This window comes from Streptomyces sp. NPDC021224, from assembly GCF_044332905.1.
GTDB lineage: Bacteria > Actinomycetota > Actinomycetes > Streptomycetales > Streptomycetaceae > Actinacidiphila.
Map to the genome: position 1 here is coordinate 272406 of NZ_JBIRPW010000002.1, position 16429 is coordinate 288834.

A 16429-nucleotide genomic window follows, 5' to 3' on the forward strand; every position below is an offset into this window, starting at 1 on the left:
GGGCACCTCCTCGGAATGCGCGTTCGGCCTCTTACCTGGTTGGTGAGCCACCGACAGCGCATTCCTGCGGGGGCACCCCGCACCGTCCCCCTCCAGGCCGGACCAGCGGCTGCCTGCCGGTGGGGGTGAGCGTTTTCAGGGGCGCGTGGGGGCACCTCCCAGGCGAAGCTCTGGGGGAGAACGGAGCGACAAGCCACGACGGCGGGACGATCGCGGACGCCACCGCAAGAGGCAACCCGAGGCGCGAAGCCCACCGTCGTGACGGGAAGCGTTCATACGGGGGGTGCCCGGCGTGAACCCCCTGCTCGCCGCCAGGCGACACCGTGCGGGCATGGCCACTTCCTCCCACGCCCGCCGCAGGCGCCTGCTCGTGACGTTGCTCGCCCTCAGCGGCGCAGCCGCCATCGTTCCCGCCGCCCCGGCAACCGCCGCGTCGAACGCGAAGCCGACCTACGAGGTCAAGATCGACCTCACCGCGTCCGCCCTGGACTCCTCCCACGCCCCGACGTCCGCGGTGAAGTCCGCGTTCGGGGTCTCGGGTTCGTCCAAGGCCCGTTCCTACGAGTACTTCGACACGTCGGGGCTGGCCCTGAACGCCGAGGGCTGGGACGTACGGCTGCGCCACAAGTCCGGCAAGGACTTCGAGGAGTCGTACAAGAAGCGCTTCCCGGTGACGGGCGGCGACATCGACGCGGCGCTCGACACGGCGAACGCCGCCGGGTTCGACAGCAGCGACGACAACTACGACGCCGAGGTCGACTGGGGCTACTCCAAGCAGACGCTGAGCTTCAGCGACGAGAAGAGCCACAGCGGCAGCGGTTACTCGGGTACGTCGGTGCCCGACGCGGGCACGGGTCTGTCGTGGCTGGTGAACGAGGTCCCGGGCAAGCTGGAGGACTGGAAGTCGTCGAACTGGGGCAAGAACACGCTCCAGTCGTCGGTGGTGCACGGCCCGGTCACCTCGCAGGTGTGGGAGGGGGCCTGGGAGTCCTCGGACGACGCGAGCATCGAGGTGCTGCCGGTGCGGAACGCGGCGGGTACGGGCACGGAGTACGTCGTCGAGGTGTCCTTCAAGGTGGACGACTACGCGGACGCCGCCCAACTGCACGCCGACGCCGTCTCCGTGGCGGACGCGCACGGCTGGCTCTACCACGGCGACATCCTCAAGACGCAGACGATCCTGGACCGTTACTGAGAAGTGAGGCGGTCCCGTCCCAGGCCCCGCCGACACGGGTCCGGGACGGGACCGCCGTCCATGAGCCCCCTGCGCGGGGGCGGCCGCTACGCGGGGGCGCCCACGAGGGCGCGCCACCGGGTCGATCGCAGCCGGGCGACGAGCGGGGCGGCGCGGCGTGAGGCGAGGGCGAGCGGCCAGGCGACGAGTGCGCCGAGGACGAGTGCGGCGAGCACGTCGTGCGGGTAGTGGACGCCGATCCACACCCGGGAGGCGGCCATGAGCAGCGCGACGGGCACGGCCACGATCCCGGCCCGCCGCCAGGCGAGCAGCAGGGCGACGGCGCAGGCCGCGGCGATGGCGGAGTGGTTGCTGGGGAAGGCGTAGTCGCCGATCCCGGGGCAGGTCTCGACGGTCGAGGTGACGTGCAGCGTCTGGCAGGGCCGCTGCTCGGCGACGAGCGACTTGACGCCGTCGTTGACGAGGAAGACGGCGACGACGACGAGCGGTACGCACAGGGCCGCGGCCATGCGCCGGTCGTCGGCGGCCCGTGCCCGCCACCACACGGTGAGCATGAGCGCGGCGAAGATGCCGAGCCCGTAGTCGCTGAAGAGGCGGACGAGGTCGTCGAGCGGGGCGGGGGTGCGGTGGGCGAGGCCGACGACCCAGCGGTAGAGCCCTGCGTCGAAGGTGGCGGTCATGCGTCCTCCCTGGACGGCGGGGCGGCGGGGGTATCGGCGCGGGTGCCCGCGGCGGAGGTGGATGCGGCGCGGCGCCCGCGCAGCACCTCGCGGGCGAGCGGTGCGAGCGAGACGACGACGATCAGGGCGACGATCGGCAGCAGGTACGTGTCGACGTGCGGTACGGACGAGCCGAGCGCGTAGCCGCCGAGGACGAGTCCGGCGCTCCACACCGCGCCGCCGACGACCTGCCACAGCGCGAACGTGCGGGCGGGCACCCCGAGCGCGCCCGCGAGCGGGTTGAGCACGGTGCGGACGACGGGGACGAAGCGGGCCAGGACGACGGCCTTGGCGTGGCCGTAGCGGTCGAGCAGCTCGGCGGCGCGGGCCGCGCCCTCGTGCAGCCGGGCGTTCTTCGTTCTCGCGAGCAGCGCGGGGCCGCCGCGGCGGCCGAGGACGTATCCGGTCTGGGCGCCGAGCAGCGCGCCCGCGACGGACGCGAGGAGCACCTGCCACAGGGTGAGGTGCACGCTGCCGGAGGTGCTGGAGGCGCACAGCAGGCCCGCGGTGAAGAGCAGCGAGTCGCCGGGCAGGAAGAAGCCGACGAGCAGGCCGGTCTCGGCGAAGAGGACGACGGCGATGCCGAGGGCGCCGAACGAGGACAGCAGGGAGGTCGCGTCGAGGACGTTGACGGCGAGTGCGGCGCCGGCCTCGTGCGGCACCGGCAGGGGGCCTGACGCGGTGATCGGCAGGAGCATGACGGGGGAGCCCTCCCATAATGGGTTCCGGGGCGCGGTGCCGCACCCCAACCGTCTACAGTCGTGTAGTCGGTCTACAGAACTGTAGACGACCGAGCGGGAAGGAGCGATTCCATGCCGGAGGCGTATGGGGTCCGCGGGTCGCGGGACGACTCCCCCGACTCCCGGGCGGCCGCGGCCCGCCGCCCGTCGGGCGAACTGGAGGCGAGCGTGCTCGCCGCGCTGTGGGCGGCCGACGGCCGCCCGCTGACCCCCGCCGACGTACAGCGCGACCTCGGCGCCGACCTCGCCCGGACGACCGTCACGACGATCCTCGCCCGCCTCCACGAGAAGGGCGCCGTCAGCCGCACCCGCGCGGGCCGCGGCTACGCCTACCTGCCCGCCCAGGACCCGCCGGGCCTGGCCGCCCGGCGGATGCGCTCCGAGCTGGACAAGTCCGCGGAGGGCCAGCGCGGTACCGTCCTGGCCCGCTTCGTCTCCGAACTCGACCCGGCCGACGAACGCCTGCTGCGCGAGCTGCTGGCGCAGGCCACCCCGCCCGACACGCCGGACGGCACCGCGTGACCCCGGGGCACACCGGCGCAGCCGGAGGTGGGGTCCGGTGAACTACGCCGTCTGGCTGCCGCTCGTCCTGCCGCTGCTCGCCGCGCCCGCCGCCCGGCGGCTCGCCGAGGCGATGGCGCCGCGCGCCGCCGCCTGGCTGCTCGCCGGGTCGGCCGTCGCGCTCGCCGCGTGCAGCACCGCCGCCCTCGCGCTGCTTGCCGGGGCGGGGGCGCTGCGGCTGCCGCCGGTCGCGGCGCTCGGCCACCTCGTGCTGCCCGTCGTCGGGGGCGAGGTGGCGGTGCCCGCCGCGTGCGTGGCCGCCGGGCTGCTCGGCGCGGTCGGGGCCGGGGTGACCCGCACCTACCGGCAGCGCGTACGGACCACCCTGCGCGCCCGGCGCGCCGCCGACGCCGCCGGGCCCGCGGGCGGCGACCTCACCGTCCTCGACGACGACGGGCCCGACGCGTACGCGCTGCCCGGCCGCCCCGGGCGGATCGTCGTCACGACCGGCATGCTGCGCGCGCTCGACCCCGCCGAACGCGAGGTGCTGCTCGCCCACGAGCGGGCCCACCTCACCGGGCGCCACCACCACTTCCTGACCGCCCTCGCGTTCGCCGCCGCCTGCCACCCGGCGCTGCGGACGCTGCGCGCGCCGCTGTCGTACGCCCTCGAACGCTGGGCCGACGAGTCCGCGGCCGCCGCCGTGGGCGACCGCCGGGTCGCCGCCCGCGCCATCGGCCGCGCCGCCCTCGCCGCCCGCCCCACCGCGGCCCGCCCCCGTACCGCCCTCCCGGTGGCCGCGGGCCCCGTCCCCCGCCGCGTCGCCGCCCTCCTGTCCCACCCCCGCGCCCCCCGCGCCCCCCGCGCCCCCAGGACCGCGGCCACCGCCCTCGCCGCCTGCCTCGCCCTGTCCGCGGCCTGCGCACTGGAGGCCGCCCACGACCTCCACGGCACGATCGAGGTCGCCCAGGGGGAGCACGCGGGCTGAGCCTTGGCCGGGGCGGGGTGGTTGCGAAAGGGTGAGCACTCCGTTGTCACATATGCGCGGAACGTGACGATCCGGTGGGGTGTGCGCGGCGGCGACCGGCAGCCGGGGACAATGGCCAGGTGGAGGACGTATTCGCGGCGGCGTACGCGCGGGCGCTCGGAGGCGGCGAGGACGAGGTGGACGCGGCCGCGTCCGTGCTGGCGGCCGAGGGCGACTGGGACGCCGCCGCCGGGCGCCGCGCCGCCGACGTCGTGGGCGGCTGCGCCCGGCGCGGGTGGGAGCCGCAGGACCTGCTGCGGATGGTCGCGCGCGAGCTGGGCGCCCGGCACGAACGGCTGGCGGCGGCGCTGAACGCCGGATCGGACGCCGCCCCCGGCGTCATGACCGGCTTCGCCCGCGACGAGAGGCTCGACCGGTTCTCCGCCGCCACCGTGTGCGTCGAGGTCCTCCGGCTGTACGGGCGGCTGCCGCGGCTGCCCGCGCTGCGGCCGCCGGGCGCGGAGGCGCCCCCGGGGACGGGGAAGATGCTCGCCCGCATCCGGGCGCTGCTCGCGAAGGCGGAGTCGACCGGCTTCCCGGAGGAGGCCGAGGCGCTGTCGGCGAAGGCGCAGCACCTCATGGCCCGGCACAGCATCGACGCGGCGCTGCTCGGCGCGGCGGCCGGGGAGGGCCCGGGGGCGCGCCGGATCGGGGTGGACCGGCCGTACGAGGGGGCGAAGGCGCTGCTGCTGGACGCCGTCGCGGAGGCGAACCGCTGCCAGTCGGTGTGGTCGTCGGACTACGGCTTCGCGACGGTCGTCGGCCACAGCGCCGACCTCGACGCCGCCGAGATCCTCTACACCTCGCTGCTCGTCCAGGCCGACCGCGCCCTGCACGCGGGCCGGGTGTCCCGCTCCCGCGACTTCCGCGAGTCCTTCCTCATCGCGTACGCCTCCCGCGTCCGCGCCCGTCTGACGGAGGCGACCGCCGCGGAGGAGTCCGCCTCCGCGGCGTCCGCCCCCGGTCTGCTCCCGGCGCTGGCGTCCCGCGCCCTCGCGGTGGAGGACACCACCCGCCGCCTCTTCCCGTCCACCACCACCTCCCGGCTGCGCGCCCGCGACGCGGCGGGCTGGTCGGAGGGCGAGTCGGCGGCGGACCGCGCGAACCTCCGCGCAGGCGGCGGACGCTGACCCGTCCCCGGAGGGGCCCGGCGTCAGCCGTCCCGCAGCGCGGCCAGCACCTGGGCGACGCGCCGCTCCCGCGTCTCCGGCTTCTTCGCGCCCTCCACCGCCAGCACGTGGCGTCGGCGGGCGCTGGGGGAGAGGCGGTCGTACGCGGCGCGTGCCGCGGGGTCCGCGTCCAGGGCGCGGGCGAGGTCGGGGGGCTCGGTCACCGGCGGCGGGTCGGCGGCCAGGGCCACGGACACCTCGACCTCGTCGCCGGTGGCCGCGCCCGCGGCCTCGCGGTTGGCCCGGCTGAAGCCGAGCAGGTTGCGGCCGCGCATGACCGCGACCCGGGTCGTCCAGGTGTGGCCGCCCACGGTGACGGCGACCCGCGGCCGTCTGCCCGCGCCGAGCGCGGTCACGACGTCCTCGGGAACCTCCAGCCCCCGCATGGGCTCCGGTGGTTCCACGAGCGCCCGGAAACGCATGGCCTCTCCCTTCCCTTCCCCCGCCGAACACGCTGAGCCGCCCCCTCGCGGCCCAGCGTGCCGCCCGCGCCCGGGGGGCGGCCGCGCGTCGGCGGGCGGGTCCGCGCCCCGGCGGCGGAAATACGCTCAGGAGGCGTACGTCGTGACCTTCCACAGGTAGCCGTCCGGGTCGCTGAAGTACCCGAAGTAGCCGCCCCACTGCGCCTCCGCGGGCTCCCGCACCACCGCGCCGCCCGCGTCGGCCGCGGCCCGGACCAGGTCGTCCACCGCCGCCCTGGTGTCGGGGTTGACGTGGAAGGACGCGCCGCGGAAGCCGGACCCCTCGGCGGGCACCCCCGCGTCCGCCGCCGCGGCCTCCCACGCGTAGAGGGCCAGTTGCGGGCCGCCCTCGCCGAGGTGGAGGGAGACGAAGTGGCGGGTGTCCTTGTCGACGGAGCAGCCGAGGCCCTCGGCGTAGAACTTCTTCGCACGGTCCAGATCCTGGACGCCCAGCATGATGGCGTTCACCTGCAATGACACGGTTCTCTCCTGGTGATGGTCGCGGTGGTGGGCGCGGGCTCGGACCCGCCCCGTCACGTCGGCGCCGCCGCGCCGGTCAAACGGATATGACAGGCGCGGTCGGAAGGATGTGACGGATGGCGGAGCAGAGCTGGCTCGACGAGCGGTTCGCCGAGCACCAGGCGCGGTTGCGGGCGATGGCCTACCGGATGCTCGGCTCGGCGGGCGAGGCCGAGGACGCGGTGCAGGAGGCGTGGCTGCGGGTGAGCCGGGCCGACACCGACGCGGTGGAGAACCCGGGCGGCTGGCTGACCACGATCGTCGCCCGGGTGTGCCTGAACATGCTCGAAGCCCGCCGCGCCCGGCCCGAGGACGCGGTGGGGGCGCTGCCGCCCGAGCCCGCGCAGCCGCCGCCGGGGAGGGCCGGCGGCGCGGGGCCGGAGGACGAGGCGCTGCTCGCCGACTCCGTCGGTGCCGCGCTGATGGTGGTGCTGGACACGCTGAGCCCGGTCGAACGGCTGGCGTTCGTCCTGCACGACGTCTTCGCCGTGCCCTTCGACGAGATCGGCGCCGTCATCGACCGCTCCCCGGCGGCGGCCCGCCAGCTCGCCAGCCGGGCGCGGCGCCGGGTGCGCGGCGCGGCTGCGGACGGCCCCGCGCGGCCCGCCCGCCAGGAGGTCGTCGCGGCTTTCCTGGCCGCCGCCCGCGGAGGGGACTTCGACGCGCTGCTCGACGTCCTCGACCCGGACGTGGTGGTGGGCGAACTGCGCGGCGCGGGCGCGGTCGCGGCCTTCTTCACCGGCCGCGCGGAGGCCGCCCGCCCGGCCCTGGTCGACGGTGTCGCGGCCGCCGTCTGGTCCCACCGCGGCCGCCCGCGGGCCGTCTTCGACTTCACCATCGACGACAGCGGCGCCATCACCCGCATCGCCATCGACACCGACGAGCACCGCCTCGCCACGGCGGAGGTCGTCTTCACCCCGGCCCCCCGCCCGGGAGGCGGGGGCGCGTGAACCTCCGGGTCGCGGGGACCGACCTCGCCGTGCGCGACGTGCGCGAGGCGCTGGCGTTCTACCACGGGGTGCTCGGCTTCGACGTGCGCGCGAACGCCGGGCCCGGCGGGGCGGTGAGCGTCGCGCCGCCGTCCCAGCCGGACGTGCGGATACGGCTCGTCCCGCCCGCCGCGGAGCCCGGGACCGCCGGACCGGACCGGCGGGCGCTGGACGAGCTGACGGCGAAGGGCCTGCTGGCCCGGATCGCCTTCCGGACCGGCGACTGCGACGCCGTCTTCGAGCACCTGGCCGCCGCGGGCGCCGACGTGATGCGCGAGCCCGCCGACCGGTCCGCGGGCCTGCGCGACTGCGCCTTCCTCGACCCGTCGGGCAACATGCTCCGCTTCGTCCAGGCCACCCGGGACAGGCCCTAGACCTCGTGGACCGCCACACCCCCGCCCGCCTCCCGCTTCATGTCCACGGAGCCCCGGCGACGCCACGCAATCCCCCGGCCCGTCCTCCTGACTCCCGCGCCGAGGGCGGTGTCAGGACCGACTCCGCGGAGTGGCGTTCTGCAGGCGGACGGGGCCGGGGCCCTGTTCGCCGAGCGAGTCGTCGGGGTTGAGGAGCAGGCATGCCTTCATCGACAGGCAGCCGCATCCGATGCAGCCGGTGAGGTCGTGTTCCAGGGCTTCGATCGCACGGCGTCGGTCCTCCAACTGCGCCTTCCACGCGCGGGACAGGCGCTGCCAGTCCTCGTGGGTGGGGGCGCAGTCGGAGGGGAGGGTGGTGAAGACGGCGGCGACGTCGCCGAGCGGGATACCGAGGCGTTTGGCCACGATGATCAAGGAGATGCGGCGGAGCATGTGGCGCGGGTAGCGGCGCTGGTTGGTGCTGCTGCGTTCGGAGAAGATCAGCCGCTTGCGTTCGTAGAAGTGCAGGGAGGAGGCGGAGACGCCGGTGCGGCGCACCACGTCGCCGATCGTGAGGAGATCGTCGGGGTTCACCTGCACGCCGGCCTCCGGAAGTTCCTGGTACCGCGCTTCAGAACGTCTTGCGACGTGGACCATGGTGACGGATGAGCACCACGGCCGTGATCGACAGGAGCAGGCACAGCAGACAGACGCCCACCTGCGTCGTGCGCCAGGCCCAGGTCAGGGCGCTGAGTTCGGCGTGCCGGCGGGACTCGGACAGTTGCCCGGCGCTGACGGACGCCGCCTGCGCGGTGTCGCCCAGGCGGCTGCCGAGCAGACCGAGCAGCGAGGCTCCGAACGCGGCGATCACCATGGCTTCGGCTGATCCGCGCAATGTGTTGAGGAAGCCCGCGGCCATGCCGACGGAATCGGCCGGTACCAGTGCCATGGCCTGCCCGTCGGTGATGCCGAAGGACGCGCCCATGCCGACGCCGATCGCGAGGAGCGGACCCGCCACCGTCACCACCGTGTGCCGGGGACCGAGTGTGGCCAGCCAGAGGTTGCCGACGGTGACCAGTGCGAGGGCGAACACGATCAGCCTCTGCGCGGGAAGACCCCTGTCGACGAGGTGCGCCGCGGCCAGCGGGGTGACCAGGACGGGCGCGGTCAGCAGGAGCATCGCCGCGCCCGCCGCCGCCGGGGTGAGGCCGGCGGCGGCCTGAAGGTAGGTGGGGAGGAAGACCAGGACGCCCAGGAAGCCGACCGAGGTCGTCAGCGTGGCAAGACTCCAGCCCAGGAAGCCGCGGTTGGCGATCAGCGCCGGGTCCAGGACCGGTGCGGCGCTGCGCCGCTGGAGGACGGCGAAGACGACGAGCGCGACCAGGCCGCCGGCACCCGTGGCCGCCACCACAGCGTGGGTCCAGCCCAGGGAGGGCGCCTCCAGCAGGGCGAACATGAGGAGGGTGAGCGCGGCCACGAACAGGACGCTGCCGGGCCAGTCGGCCCGTCCGCTCTCCGCGCGGGACTCCGGGATCCGGGCCGCGCCCGAGGCGATCAGCAGGCCGACGACCGTGAACACCGCGAAGCTGCTCCGCCAGCCCGTCGCGGAGATGAGCAGGCCGGACAGTGTGGGCCCGGCGGCGATGCCGACGCCCGCCATGGTGCCCATGAGCGCGAACGCCCGGTTGCGGGCCGCTCCTTGGTAGGAGGAGGCGAGGAGGGCGCCGCCCGCGGCCATGACGCCGGCGCCTCCCGCGCCGGAAACGATGCGCGACACATCGGTGATGACGATCGAGGGACTCACCGCGGTGACGAGGAACCCGCAGGCGAAGACCAGTGCGGAGACGAGGAACGTCCTGCGCCGGCCCATCCGGTCCGCGGCCGAGCCCGCGACCAGGGTCATCGCCGCGAAGGCCAGGTTGTATCCCGCGACCACCCAGTTCAGGGCCGGGCCGGAGGTCCCCAGGTCCCGGCCGACGTCCGGCAGGGCCACCGCCGTCCCGGAGATGGACATGGCCACCAGGACGACACCGGCCAGCACCACCGGGAGGGTCAGGGCCGAGGGACGTGCTGGGGAACGGGACAGGGCCGTTTCATCTGTGGTGGCACCCACGTCGACTGCTCGCTTTCCTCGGGAAACGGGATCGCGAGCACCTCACTACCTCAACCGCGGTTGAGGGCAAGCCGAACAACCCGTCGGCGAACAGGACACCGGCGATCCGGGCCCAGGGCCTGTCCGCGAAGTCCCGCCCGCGCGCGGGAAAGGGCTACGCCCGGCGGTGCGTCGCGACCCCGCGGCCCGGCCGCCACACGCTGATGACCAGTTCCTCGCCCACCACCCGGGTGAGGACGGCCTCGTGAAGGTCGAGCCGGAAGGCGTGGAAGCCGCCGGGGGGTTCGGAGCCGGTCGTGTACGCGGCCCGGTCCGCGCCGGAGACCTCCACCGCGACACCGGCGACCTTCGCGTCCCCGTCCCCGTCCCCGTACGGGTGGGCGTGTATCGCGCACCTCCCGTCGCGCAGCAGATCGCGCGCCTTGACCGCGCCCAGCATCGAGCCGAACGACAGGTCGGGCCCGCGGAAGTCGATCTCCGTGCCGCTCACCCGCGGTGACCCGTCCCGCCGCAGGGTGGCCAGGACGTGGGTCTGCCCCGCACCGAACCGGGCGCGGACGGCCGCCGCCAGCTCGCCCGCCTCCTCCTCGAACCGCTCCCAGGTCGTCATGCCCGCAGTCTGGCAGGGGCCACTGACATCGCCGCTTTTCCGTTGACGGCCGCGGGCCCCCGTGCGAGGGTGAGCGGCGCACGTCCCCCGACCTCACTCACGGCAAGGACCGAACGCCAATGATTCCGGCGAGCCGCACCGGCCGCCGCGCGCGCTGAGCAGTTCCGGCGCAGCACCCCGCGACGGCGGCAGCACACCCCCACGCGTCCCGCGTACCCCCGGACCACCGTGTCCGGGCGGCGTACGCCGACGCGTCCTTGCCCTGCCTTCCCGTGCGCGCGCACGTCCGCGCGCAGAATCCGTGAGGTCACCCGTCACCATGGACGACACCCTTGTCCAGCAGTTCGCCGTCACCCACCTGCGCCGCAGGCCCGCCGCCACCGAAGTCGGCGGTTTCGTCGCGGGGTTCGACCCGGGCACCGACAGCCCCCACATCAACTACGCCACCCCGCTGCCCGGCGCGGAGCCGTCCGCGCACGACGTCGCCGCGCTGGTCGCCGCCTTCCGGGAGCGCGGGCTGCTGCCCCGGCTGGAGTTCGCGCCGGAGGCGGCGCCCGCGGTGGCGCCCGCCCTGCGCGCGGCGGGCTTCCGCACGGAGGCGGTGCACGACTACCTCGTGTGCACGCCGGCCACGCTGACGGCGCCGGCCGCATCCGTACGCGTCGAAACCCCCTGCACCGAGGCGGACTTCGCCGCGCTCGACGCGGCCCTCGGGGAGGCGTTCGGCGGCCCAGCCGTGTCCTCCGCCGAAGGGGTGGAGCGGCTGCGCCGCATCCAGGAGTCGGGCGGCGCCGTGCGCTTCGTGCGGCTCCCCGACGGTACGGGCTGCGCGGGCGGCGGCTCCTGCTCGGCGCCCGCCGTGGGCACCGCCGAACTCGCGGGCCTGGGCACCCGCCCCGCCCACCGGGGCCGCGGCATCGCCGCCGCGGTGACCGCCGACCTGACCTCGGCCCTGTTCGCGTCCGGCGCGTCCTCGGTGTGGCTGGAGTCCTCCGGCCCGGACGCCGCACGCGTCTACGCCCGTATCGGTTTCCGCCGCACGGGCACCCGCCTGTACCTGTCCCTGCCGGATGTCAGTGGGGTCGGATAGCTTCCCGCGGGTGAGCGAGACGACGGCGGAGCAGGTGCTGGCCCGGCAGTGGGCGGCCTACGCGGCGCAGTCCGCCGCGTCGGCGGAGGGGGACGGGACGGATCCGGAGGTACGGGCCCGGCTCGTCGCGCTGTACGGCGAACCGGACTCCTACGAGGAGATCGTGGCCCCCTTCGCCGACGGCTGGCCGGGCCTGGCACCGGCCCGCGCGCTGCCCTGGGACGCCGATCCGGACGTGCTGGCGGCGCACGTCCTCGCCGACGTGCGGGAGGCGCAGAAGCGCCGTACGAAGGAGTACGAGCGCGACCTGAAGCACGGGGTCGTCGGGGCGCGTCCGGCCTTCGCGCTGGAGCGCCCCCACCGTGCGGCCGAGGCCGCCGTGCTGCTGGACCGCCCCGACGTGGCCGGTCTCTTCCCGTACGACGGGGCGGAGTTGACCGCCGTCCTGGCCTCCTGGGAGGAGCGCTTCGGCACCCGCCTGGTGGGCCTGGACCACGAGACGGTGATCCTCTCCGTCGCCGCCCCGCCCTGCACCACTCAGGAGGCGGAGCGCGTCGCGGCCGAGCACTTCGCCTTCTCCTCCGACACGATCGTCCAGGAGGAGGACGAGATCCTCAGCGCGTACGCGGCCAACCAGCTGGTCGCCGACCCGGTGTGGCGCTTCTGGTGGGACTGAGCGGCCGCTACGGGTGTGCGGGGAAGGGGAGTTCGCGCCGGAAGACGACGCGGTCCACGCCCGGCCCGTCGTAGTCGGCGACGGTCTCCGCGGTGAAGCCGAGGCCGCGGTGGAAGGCGATCGAGCCGGTGTTGCCCGGCGAGGTGATCGCCTTCAGCCGCACCGCGCCGCGGGCCTGCGCGGCGCGCGCGAAGGCGGTCCACAGGGTGCGGCCGAGGCCCGTGCCGCGGGTGTCGTCGCGGGTGGCGATGAGGTGGACGTAGCCGGTGGCGTCCGGGGTGACGAAGCCGACGAGGTAGCCGCGGATGCCGTCCGCTGCGCGGGCGGTGAGGCAGGTGTCGCCGAACTCCTGCACCAGGGCGGTGAGATGGAGGGCGCGCAGGTCGCGTTCGCCCCAGTAGCGGTGGTGGTCGGCGAGCACCTGCCGCAGGTCCGCGACCGTCGCGGGAACGATGTCCATGCGCTTCCCCTATCCGTCCGTGCCGCTGGGGCTGTTCGGGCCGTCGAGCCGGAAGTGCCACACCACCGCGACCGGCGAGCCGTCCAGCGCCGCGGCCGCCGCCTCCGGGCAGCGGTGCAGCAGGCCCCACGAGACGTGGCCGGGAAGCTCCTGCGGGGCCGGGCCGAGGGATGGCCGCGGCCGCCGCGGCTCCTCGCAGCCCAGCACGCGGAAGCCGAGCGGGAGCGCGGCCGCGAGGTAGGCGCTGAGCGGCCGGTGGTGCTCGGTGAGCAGGGACGCGCTGCCGTCCGGCCCGGGACGGCGGAGCGGTGTCGGCCGCAGGTAGGCCGACAGCTGGTGGGCGTCGGAGATCACCAGATGCCCGCCGGGCCGCAGCACTCGCGCGAACTCGGCGAAGACCGGGGCGAGTTCGGCCACGTGCGTGAGCGCGAGCGCGCACACCACCGTGTCGGCGCAGGCGTCCGGCACGGGCAGCGCGCGCAGCTCGCCCTCCCGGAAGTCCCCCTCGGGCACCCGCGTCCGGGCGTGCGCGAGCATCTCCGGCGAGGCGTCCACGCCGATCACGTCGTGCCCCAGCTCCCGCAGGTACGCGGTGTGCCGCCCGGTGCCGCAGGCCGCGTCGAGCGCGGTGCCGACCGGCAGCCCGTCCAGGATCCGCCGGACGACGGGCTGTTCGACGTCGATCATCTGGTTGCCGGGGCAGTCGTAGTGCGCGGCCCACTCCCGGTAGACCTCGCCCACCCCGATCCCGCCCTCGGCCGCCTCGACGCCCCCGCCCAGCGCCGGGTCGTCCAGCAGCGCCCGCACCTCCGCGACGCGCGCCTCGACGAACGCCCGGTCGGCGCTCCCCTCCCGCAGGCCGCGCAGCAGCGCGGCGCCCTCGACGCCCAGCAGATACCCCAGGGGGCTCACATAGGTCATCCCGGTGACGGTACGGACCCGTGCCGGTGACCTCCACCGGTTTGCCACCCGGCCCGCCCGCCCCGCCCGGGCCTCAGCCCGCGAGCACCTGCTCGCGCAGGATGTCGGCGTGCCCGCAGTGCTGCGCCAGCTCCCGCAGCACCTGCAGGTACACCCAGCGCAGCGTGCGCGGCCCGATCCGGTGCCCGGTCACGACGGTGTCCAGCGGCATGCCCGCGACCAGCGCGCGGGCCGTCGCGCAGGCCTCGCGGTGGGCGGCCGTGACGGACGCCACGGTGTCGCCGTCGCCGAGCCGGAAGGACTCGTCAGGCCCCAGCACCAGCCCGATCTCCCGGCGCGGCCGCCCGCCCACGCACTCCTCGAACCACACCCGCTGCATCCACGTCACGTGCTTGACCAGCCCGAGCAGCGTCGTCGCCGACGGCACGAGGCGGCGCCGCGCCTGCTCCTCCGTCAGCCCGTCGAGAGCCGCCTCGACGGCGCTGCGGTAGTCCTCGACGAAGGCGTCGAGCTGCGTCCGCTCGTCCTCCAGCGGCACGTCGAACGCGCCCATGACCCTGTCTCCTCCCCGGCCGCGACCCCGCGGCGCCGCCGCCGATCCTAGGACGCGGAGCCGTCCGCCCGCCGGACGCGGGCCCGTTCAGCGCACCGCCACGTGCGACGGCTCCCACACCGAGCAGTCGTGCGCGAAGAGCACCCGGCGCGGGTCGAAGTCCGCGAGGCGGTCCAGCCAGGGGGCGTAGCCGGGCAGCGGTGGCGGCACACCGTCGCGGGCGGCCTCGCGGGCCAGCTGGTCGGACGCGAAGTCCGAGGCGAAGTCGTGGGCCTGGCCCGCGAGGACGACCGTGCCGTCGTCCCGCCGGAGGGCCAGCGACTGGTGGCCCGCGGTGTGCCCGGGTGTCGGGACGACCCACACCCCGGGGCGGATCTCCGCCTCGCCCTCCAGTTCCTCGTACGTCACGCCGGGGAAGTCCACCAGCGCGTCCACGGTGTGACCGCCGCGCCGGGCGGTCGCCAGCTCGACGTCCTGCACCAGGATCGGCCGCCCGGCCAGCAGCGGGTTGCCGCCGCAGTGGTCGAAGTGCAGATGGCAGTTGACGACCAGCGAGATGTCGCCGAGGCCGACCCCGGCCGCCGCGAGCGCCTCCGGCAGCGCCCGCCGCCGAGGCCGGTAGTGCGCCTCGGTCTCCGGGCCCGCGTCCCCGATGCCGGTGTCGAAGAGGATGAGCCCCTCCTCGTGCCGCACGAGGTACCCGAGCACGGGCTCGACGCGCGGTTGCGTCCCGCCCACCTCCTCGGCGGGCCGCACGAAGTACCCCAGGTCCAGCCGCCGCACCGCCATGTGCTTCCCCATCCGGCCATCCTGGCACGGCCCCCGCCGCCCGGACGGGCGTCCTGCTGCCACGCTGCTCGCGCAGGGACCGAGCGCCGGATCCGCTCGCGCGGGCGGCGCGGCGTCTGCCAGGGTGGCCCGCATGGCGGACGGAGCAGGCGGAGCAGGCGGATCAGGCGGAGCAGGCCGGTCGGAGAGCCCCCGGCCGGACCGTGGGCGGCGCGGGCGCAGGCGGGACGTGGTCGCCGCCGTCGTCACCTGCGCGGCCGTAGCCGCCGCGCTCGTGCACATGGTCAGGCCCGGCATCAGCATCGACGGCATCACCGTCGTGCTCCTCGCCGTGGCCGTCGTCCCGTGGCTGGGCGACCTGTTCGACAGCATCGAGCTGCCCGGCGGCACCAAGCTCCAGTACCGGCAGCTCGCCGAACGCGTGGAGGCCGCCGAGGAGCGCTCCGCCCAGGCGGGCCGCACGGCGGACGACGCGTCACGCACCGCGCGCATCGCCTTCGTCACGAGGTCCGGCGAGGACACCGGCACGCCGGGCGCCTACACGGACACCTCCGCCGGGCCCGCCGCCGGGAGCGTCGAGCGCCTGGCGGACGCGTACACGCGCGAGCGCGCCACCCCGCGCGGCCCCGACCGCACCGACCGCATGGAGCAGATCTTCGCCGACCTCGTCACCGCGACCCGGCAGCGCGACGACTTCGACGTCCGCGCCGCCCTCGCGTCCCCCGACCCCGGCACCCGGCTGGCCGGTTACGCCCGCCTCTACGCCCGCCCCGACGGCACCTACCTGGACGACCTGGTCCCGGCGGTGCTCGGCGACGAGGAGATCGCCTTCAGCATGTACTGGGGCCTCCACGCGATCATCGCCGTCGTCGACACGGTGGGGGTCGGCAGGCTGCGGGTGGAGCACGTCACCGGCCTGGAGGCCCGCGTCGGCCGGCTCCCCGCCGACAGCGACCGCAACGACGTCCTGTGGCGGCTGCTCGCCAAGATCCGGGCGCAGCCGCCGCGCTGACGCCCACGCGCGGGTGTGCGCACTGCGCACGCCTGGGCGTACGCCGTCACGTGCCGGGACGCACGCACTCCGCCCACACGACCTTACCGGGACCGACACGGTCCGTGACCCCCCACCGGTGCCCGGTGACCCGGTCCACGACCGTCATCCCCCGCCCGTTCTCCGCCTCCGGCGCCGCCTCCCGCACCACCGGCGCACCCTCGTCCCGCCCCCGCGCGTCATGCACCTCGATCCGCACCCCACCCGGTACGCGCAGCACGCTGACCCCCGTTTTCCGCCCGGCCACCGCCGCGTGCCGCAGCACGTTCGTCATCAACTCGGTGAGGACGAGCCCGGCCTCCGGGACCAGATCCTCCATGTCCCACCGGGTGAGCTGCCGGTCGAGCGAGTGCCGCGCCTGATGCACGCCCCGGGGTGTGGCAGGCCACAGGATCTGCGCGGGGGTGAAGGGGTTCGATGCCGTAGCCATCGGTGGGGGCCGCCTCTGCGTGATGGGAATCTGACGATCTGTAGGCAGAGTGGCGTGAAGTGA

21 protein-coding genes are annotated in these 16429 nt (G+C 75.4%); 9 read left to right on the forward strand and 12 right to left on the reverse strand.

Annotated elements, in window-relative coordinates; genetic code table 11:
• The first annotated feature begins 331 nt into the window (after positions 1 to 331).
• On the forward strand, positions 332 to 1195 hold the full coding sequence (locus tag ACH4PY_RS06260; RefSeq protein WP_398176506.1) for a hypothetical protein: 864 nt from the start codon (positions 332 to 334) through the stop codon (positions 1193 to 1195).
• A gap of 86 nt (positions 1196 to 1281) precedes the next feature.
• On the opposite strand, the gene ACH4PY_RS06265 is transcribed toward ACH4PY_RS06260, so the two are convergent.
• Together ACH4PY_RS06265 and ACH4PY_RS06270 are read right to left on the reverse strand one after the other, a co-directional pair.
• Positions 1282 to 1875 carry a phosphatase PAP2 family protein gene (locus ACH4PY_RS06265; protein WP_398176508.1) on the reverse strand — a complete coding sequence of 198 codons (594 nt, stop codon included), beginning with the start codon at positions 1873 to 1875 and terminating at the stop codon, positions 1282 to 1284.
• The gene (locus ACH4PY_RS06270) at positions 1872 to 2612 is read right to left on the reverse strand and encodes a DedA family protein (RefSeq protein ID WP_398176510.1); all 741 of its coding nucleotides are present in this window, start codon (positions 2610 to 2612) and stop codon (positions 1872 to 1874) included. Before ACH4PY_RS06270 ends, ACH4PY_RS06265 begins: the two co-directional genes overlap by 4 nt.
• 114 nt (positions 2613 to 2726) lie before the next feature.
• Here ACH4PY_RS06270 and ACH4PY_RS06275 point away from each other — a divergent pair, with 114 nt between their 5' ends.
• The 3 genes from ACH4PY_RS06275 (at position 2727) to ACH4PY_RS06285 (ending at position 5312) form a co-directional block, all read left to right on the forward strand.
• Complete coding sequence (locus ACH4PY_RS06275) at positions 2727 to 3176, forward strand: BlaI/MecI/CopY family transcriptional regulator (protein ID WP_398176512.1); 450 nt, start codon at positions 2727 to 2729, stop codon at positions 3174 to 3176.
• A gap of 37 nt (positions 3177 to 3213) precedes the next feature.
• Positions 3214 to 4143, forward strand: coding sequence for a M56 family metallopeptidase (locus ACH4PY_RS06280; RefSeq protein ID WP_398176514.1), 930 nt, complete (start codon positions 3214 to 3216; stop codon positions 4141 to 4143).
• A 119-nt stretch (positions 4144 to 4262) separates the two neighbouring features.
• Entirely contained in the window at positions 4263 to 5312 is a 1050-nt protein-coding gene (locus tag ACH4PY_RS06285) for a DUF2786 domain-containing protein (RefSeq protein WP_398176516.1), read from the forward strand.
• Positions 5313 to 5335: 23 nt separating this feature from the next.
• Here the strand turns inward: ACH4PY_RS06285 and ACH4PY_RS06290 are convergent, their stop codons facing one another.
• Both ACH4PY_RS06290 and ACH4PY_RS06295 read right to left on the reverse strand, forming a co-directional pair.
• The gene (locus ACH4PY_RS06290; protein ID WP_398176518.1) at positions 5336 to 5773 is read right to left on the reverse strand and encodes a YdeI/OmpD-associated family protein; all 438 of its coding nucleotides are present in this window, start codon (positions 5771 to 5773) and stop codon (positions 5336 to 5338) included.
• A gap of 126 nt (positions 5774 to 5899) precedes the next feature.
• Complete coding sequence (locus ACH4PY_RS06295; protein ID WP_398176520.1) at positions 5900 to 6292, reverse strand: VOC family protein; 393 nt, start codon at positions 6290 to 6292, stop codon at positions 5900 to 5902.
• A 116-nt stretch (positions 6293 to 6408) separates the two neighbouring features.
• On the opposite strand from ACH4PY_RS06295, the gene ACH4PY_RS06300 reads away from it, so the two are divergent.
• On the forward strand, positions 6409 to 7281 hold the full coding sequence (locus ACH4PY_RS06300) for a sigma-70 family RNA polymerase sigma factor (RefSeq protein WP_398176522.1): 873 nt from the start codon (positions 6409 to 6411) through the stop codon (positions 7279 to 7281).
• Entirely contained in the window at positions 7278 to 7694 is a 417-nt protein-coding gene (locus ACH4PY_RS06305; RefSeq protein ID WP_398176524.1) for a VOC family protein, read from the forward strand. The genes ACH4PY_RS06300 and ACH4PY_RS06305 overlap by 4 nt, the downstream gene beginning before the upstream one ends.
• A 111-nt stretch (positions 7695 to 7805) precedes the next feature.
• Here ACH4PY_RS06305 and soxR read toward each other — a convergent pair whose 3' ends face one another.
• From soxR to ACH4PY_RS06320, 3 genes are all read right to left on the reverse strand, one after another.
• Positions 7806 to 8273, reverse strand: coding sequence for a redox-sensitive transcriptional activator SoxR (gene soxR, locus ACH4PY_RS06310; protein ID WP_398176526.1), 468 nt, complete (start codon positions 8271 to 8273; stop codon positions 7806 to 7808).
• Between the two features lie 31 nt (positions 8274 to 8304).
• Complete coding sequence (locus ACH4PY_RS06315) at positions 8305 to 9786, reverse strand: MFS transporter (RefSeq protein ID WP_398176528.1); 1482 nt, start codon at positions 9784 to 9786, stop codon at positions 8305 to 8307.
• A gap of 154 nt (positions 9787 to 9940) precedes the next feature.
• A complete protein-coding gene (locus tag ACH4PY_RS06320; protein ID WP_398176530.1) occupies positions 9941 to 10396 on the reverse strand; it encodes a pyridoxamine 5'-phosphate oxidase family protein in 456 nt (151 codons plus the stop codon).
• Between the two features lie 319 nt (positions 10397 to 10715).
• On the opposite strand from ACH4PY_RS06320, the gene ACH4PY_RS06325 reads away from it, so the two are divergent.
• Positions 10716 to 11486, forward strand: a complete 771-nt coding sequence (locus ACH4PY_RS06325) for a GNAT family N-acetyltransferase (RefSeq protein WP_398176532.1) — start codon at positions 10716 to 10718, stop codon at positions 11484 to 11486.
• A gap of 10 nt (positions 11487 to 11496) precedes the next feature.
• Complete coding sequence (locus ACH4PY_RS06330) at positions 11497 to 12162, forward strand: DUF4253 domain-containing protein (protein ID WP_398176534.1); 666 nt, start codon at positions 11497 to 11499, stop codon at positions 12160 to 12162.
• 7 nt (positions 12163 to 12169) lie between these two features.
• On the opposite strand, the gene ACH4PY_RS06335 is transcribed toward ACH4PY_RS06330, so the two are convergent.
• From ACH4PY_RS06335 to ACH4PY_RS06350, 4 genes are all read right to left on the reverse strand, one after another.
• Positions 12170 to 12622 (reverse strand): GNAT family N-acetyltransferase, encoded by a 453-nt coding sequence (locus tag ACH4PY_RS06335; protein ID WP_398176536.1) that lies wholly within the window; start codon positions 12620 to 12622, stop codon positions 12170 to 12172.
• A 9-nt stretch (positions 12623 to 12631) separates the two neighbouring features.
• Positions 12632 to 13543 (reverse strand): class I SAM-dependent DNA methyltransferase, encoded by a 912-nt coding sequence (locus ACH4PY_RS06340; protein WP_398176538.1) that lies wholly within the window; start codon positions 13541 to 13543, stop codon positions 12632 to 12634.
• Between the two features lie 73 nt (positions 13544 to 13616).
• Positions 13617 to 14096 (reverse strand): DinB family protein, encoded by a 480-nt coding sequence (locus tag ACH4PY_RS06345; protein WP_398176540.1) that lies wholly within the window; start codon positions 14094 to 14096, stop codon positions 13617 to 13619.
• A gap of 87 nt (positions 14097 to 14183) precedes the next feature.
• Entirely contained in the window at positions 14184 to 14897 is a 714-nt protein-coding gene (locus tag ACH4PY_RS06350) for an N-acyl homoserine lactonase family protein (RefSeq protein WP_398176542.1), read from the reverse strand.
• A 217-nt stretch (positions 14898 to 15114) separates the two neighbouring features.
• Between ACH4PY_RS06350 and ACH4PY_RS06355 the strand changes: the two genes are divergently transcribed.
• Positions 15115 to 15897: a hypothetical protein gene (locus ACH4PY_RS06355; protein WP_398176544.1), complete on the forward strand. Its 783-nt coding sequence runs from the start codon at positions 15115 to 15117 to the stop codon at positions 15895 to 15897.
• A gap of 46 nt (positions 15898 to 15943) precedes the next feature.
• Here ACH4PY_RS06355 and ACH4PY_RS06360 read toward each other — a convergent pair whose 3' ends face one another.
• Positions 15944 to 16366 carry an ATP-binding protein gene (locus tag ACH4PY_RS06360; RefSeq protein ID WP_398176546.1) on the reverse strand — a complete coding sequence of 141 codons (423 nt, stop codon included), beginning with the start codon at positions 16364 to 16366 and terminating at the stop codon, positions 15944 to 15946.
• Positions 16367 to 16429: the final 63 nt, after the last annotated feature.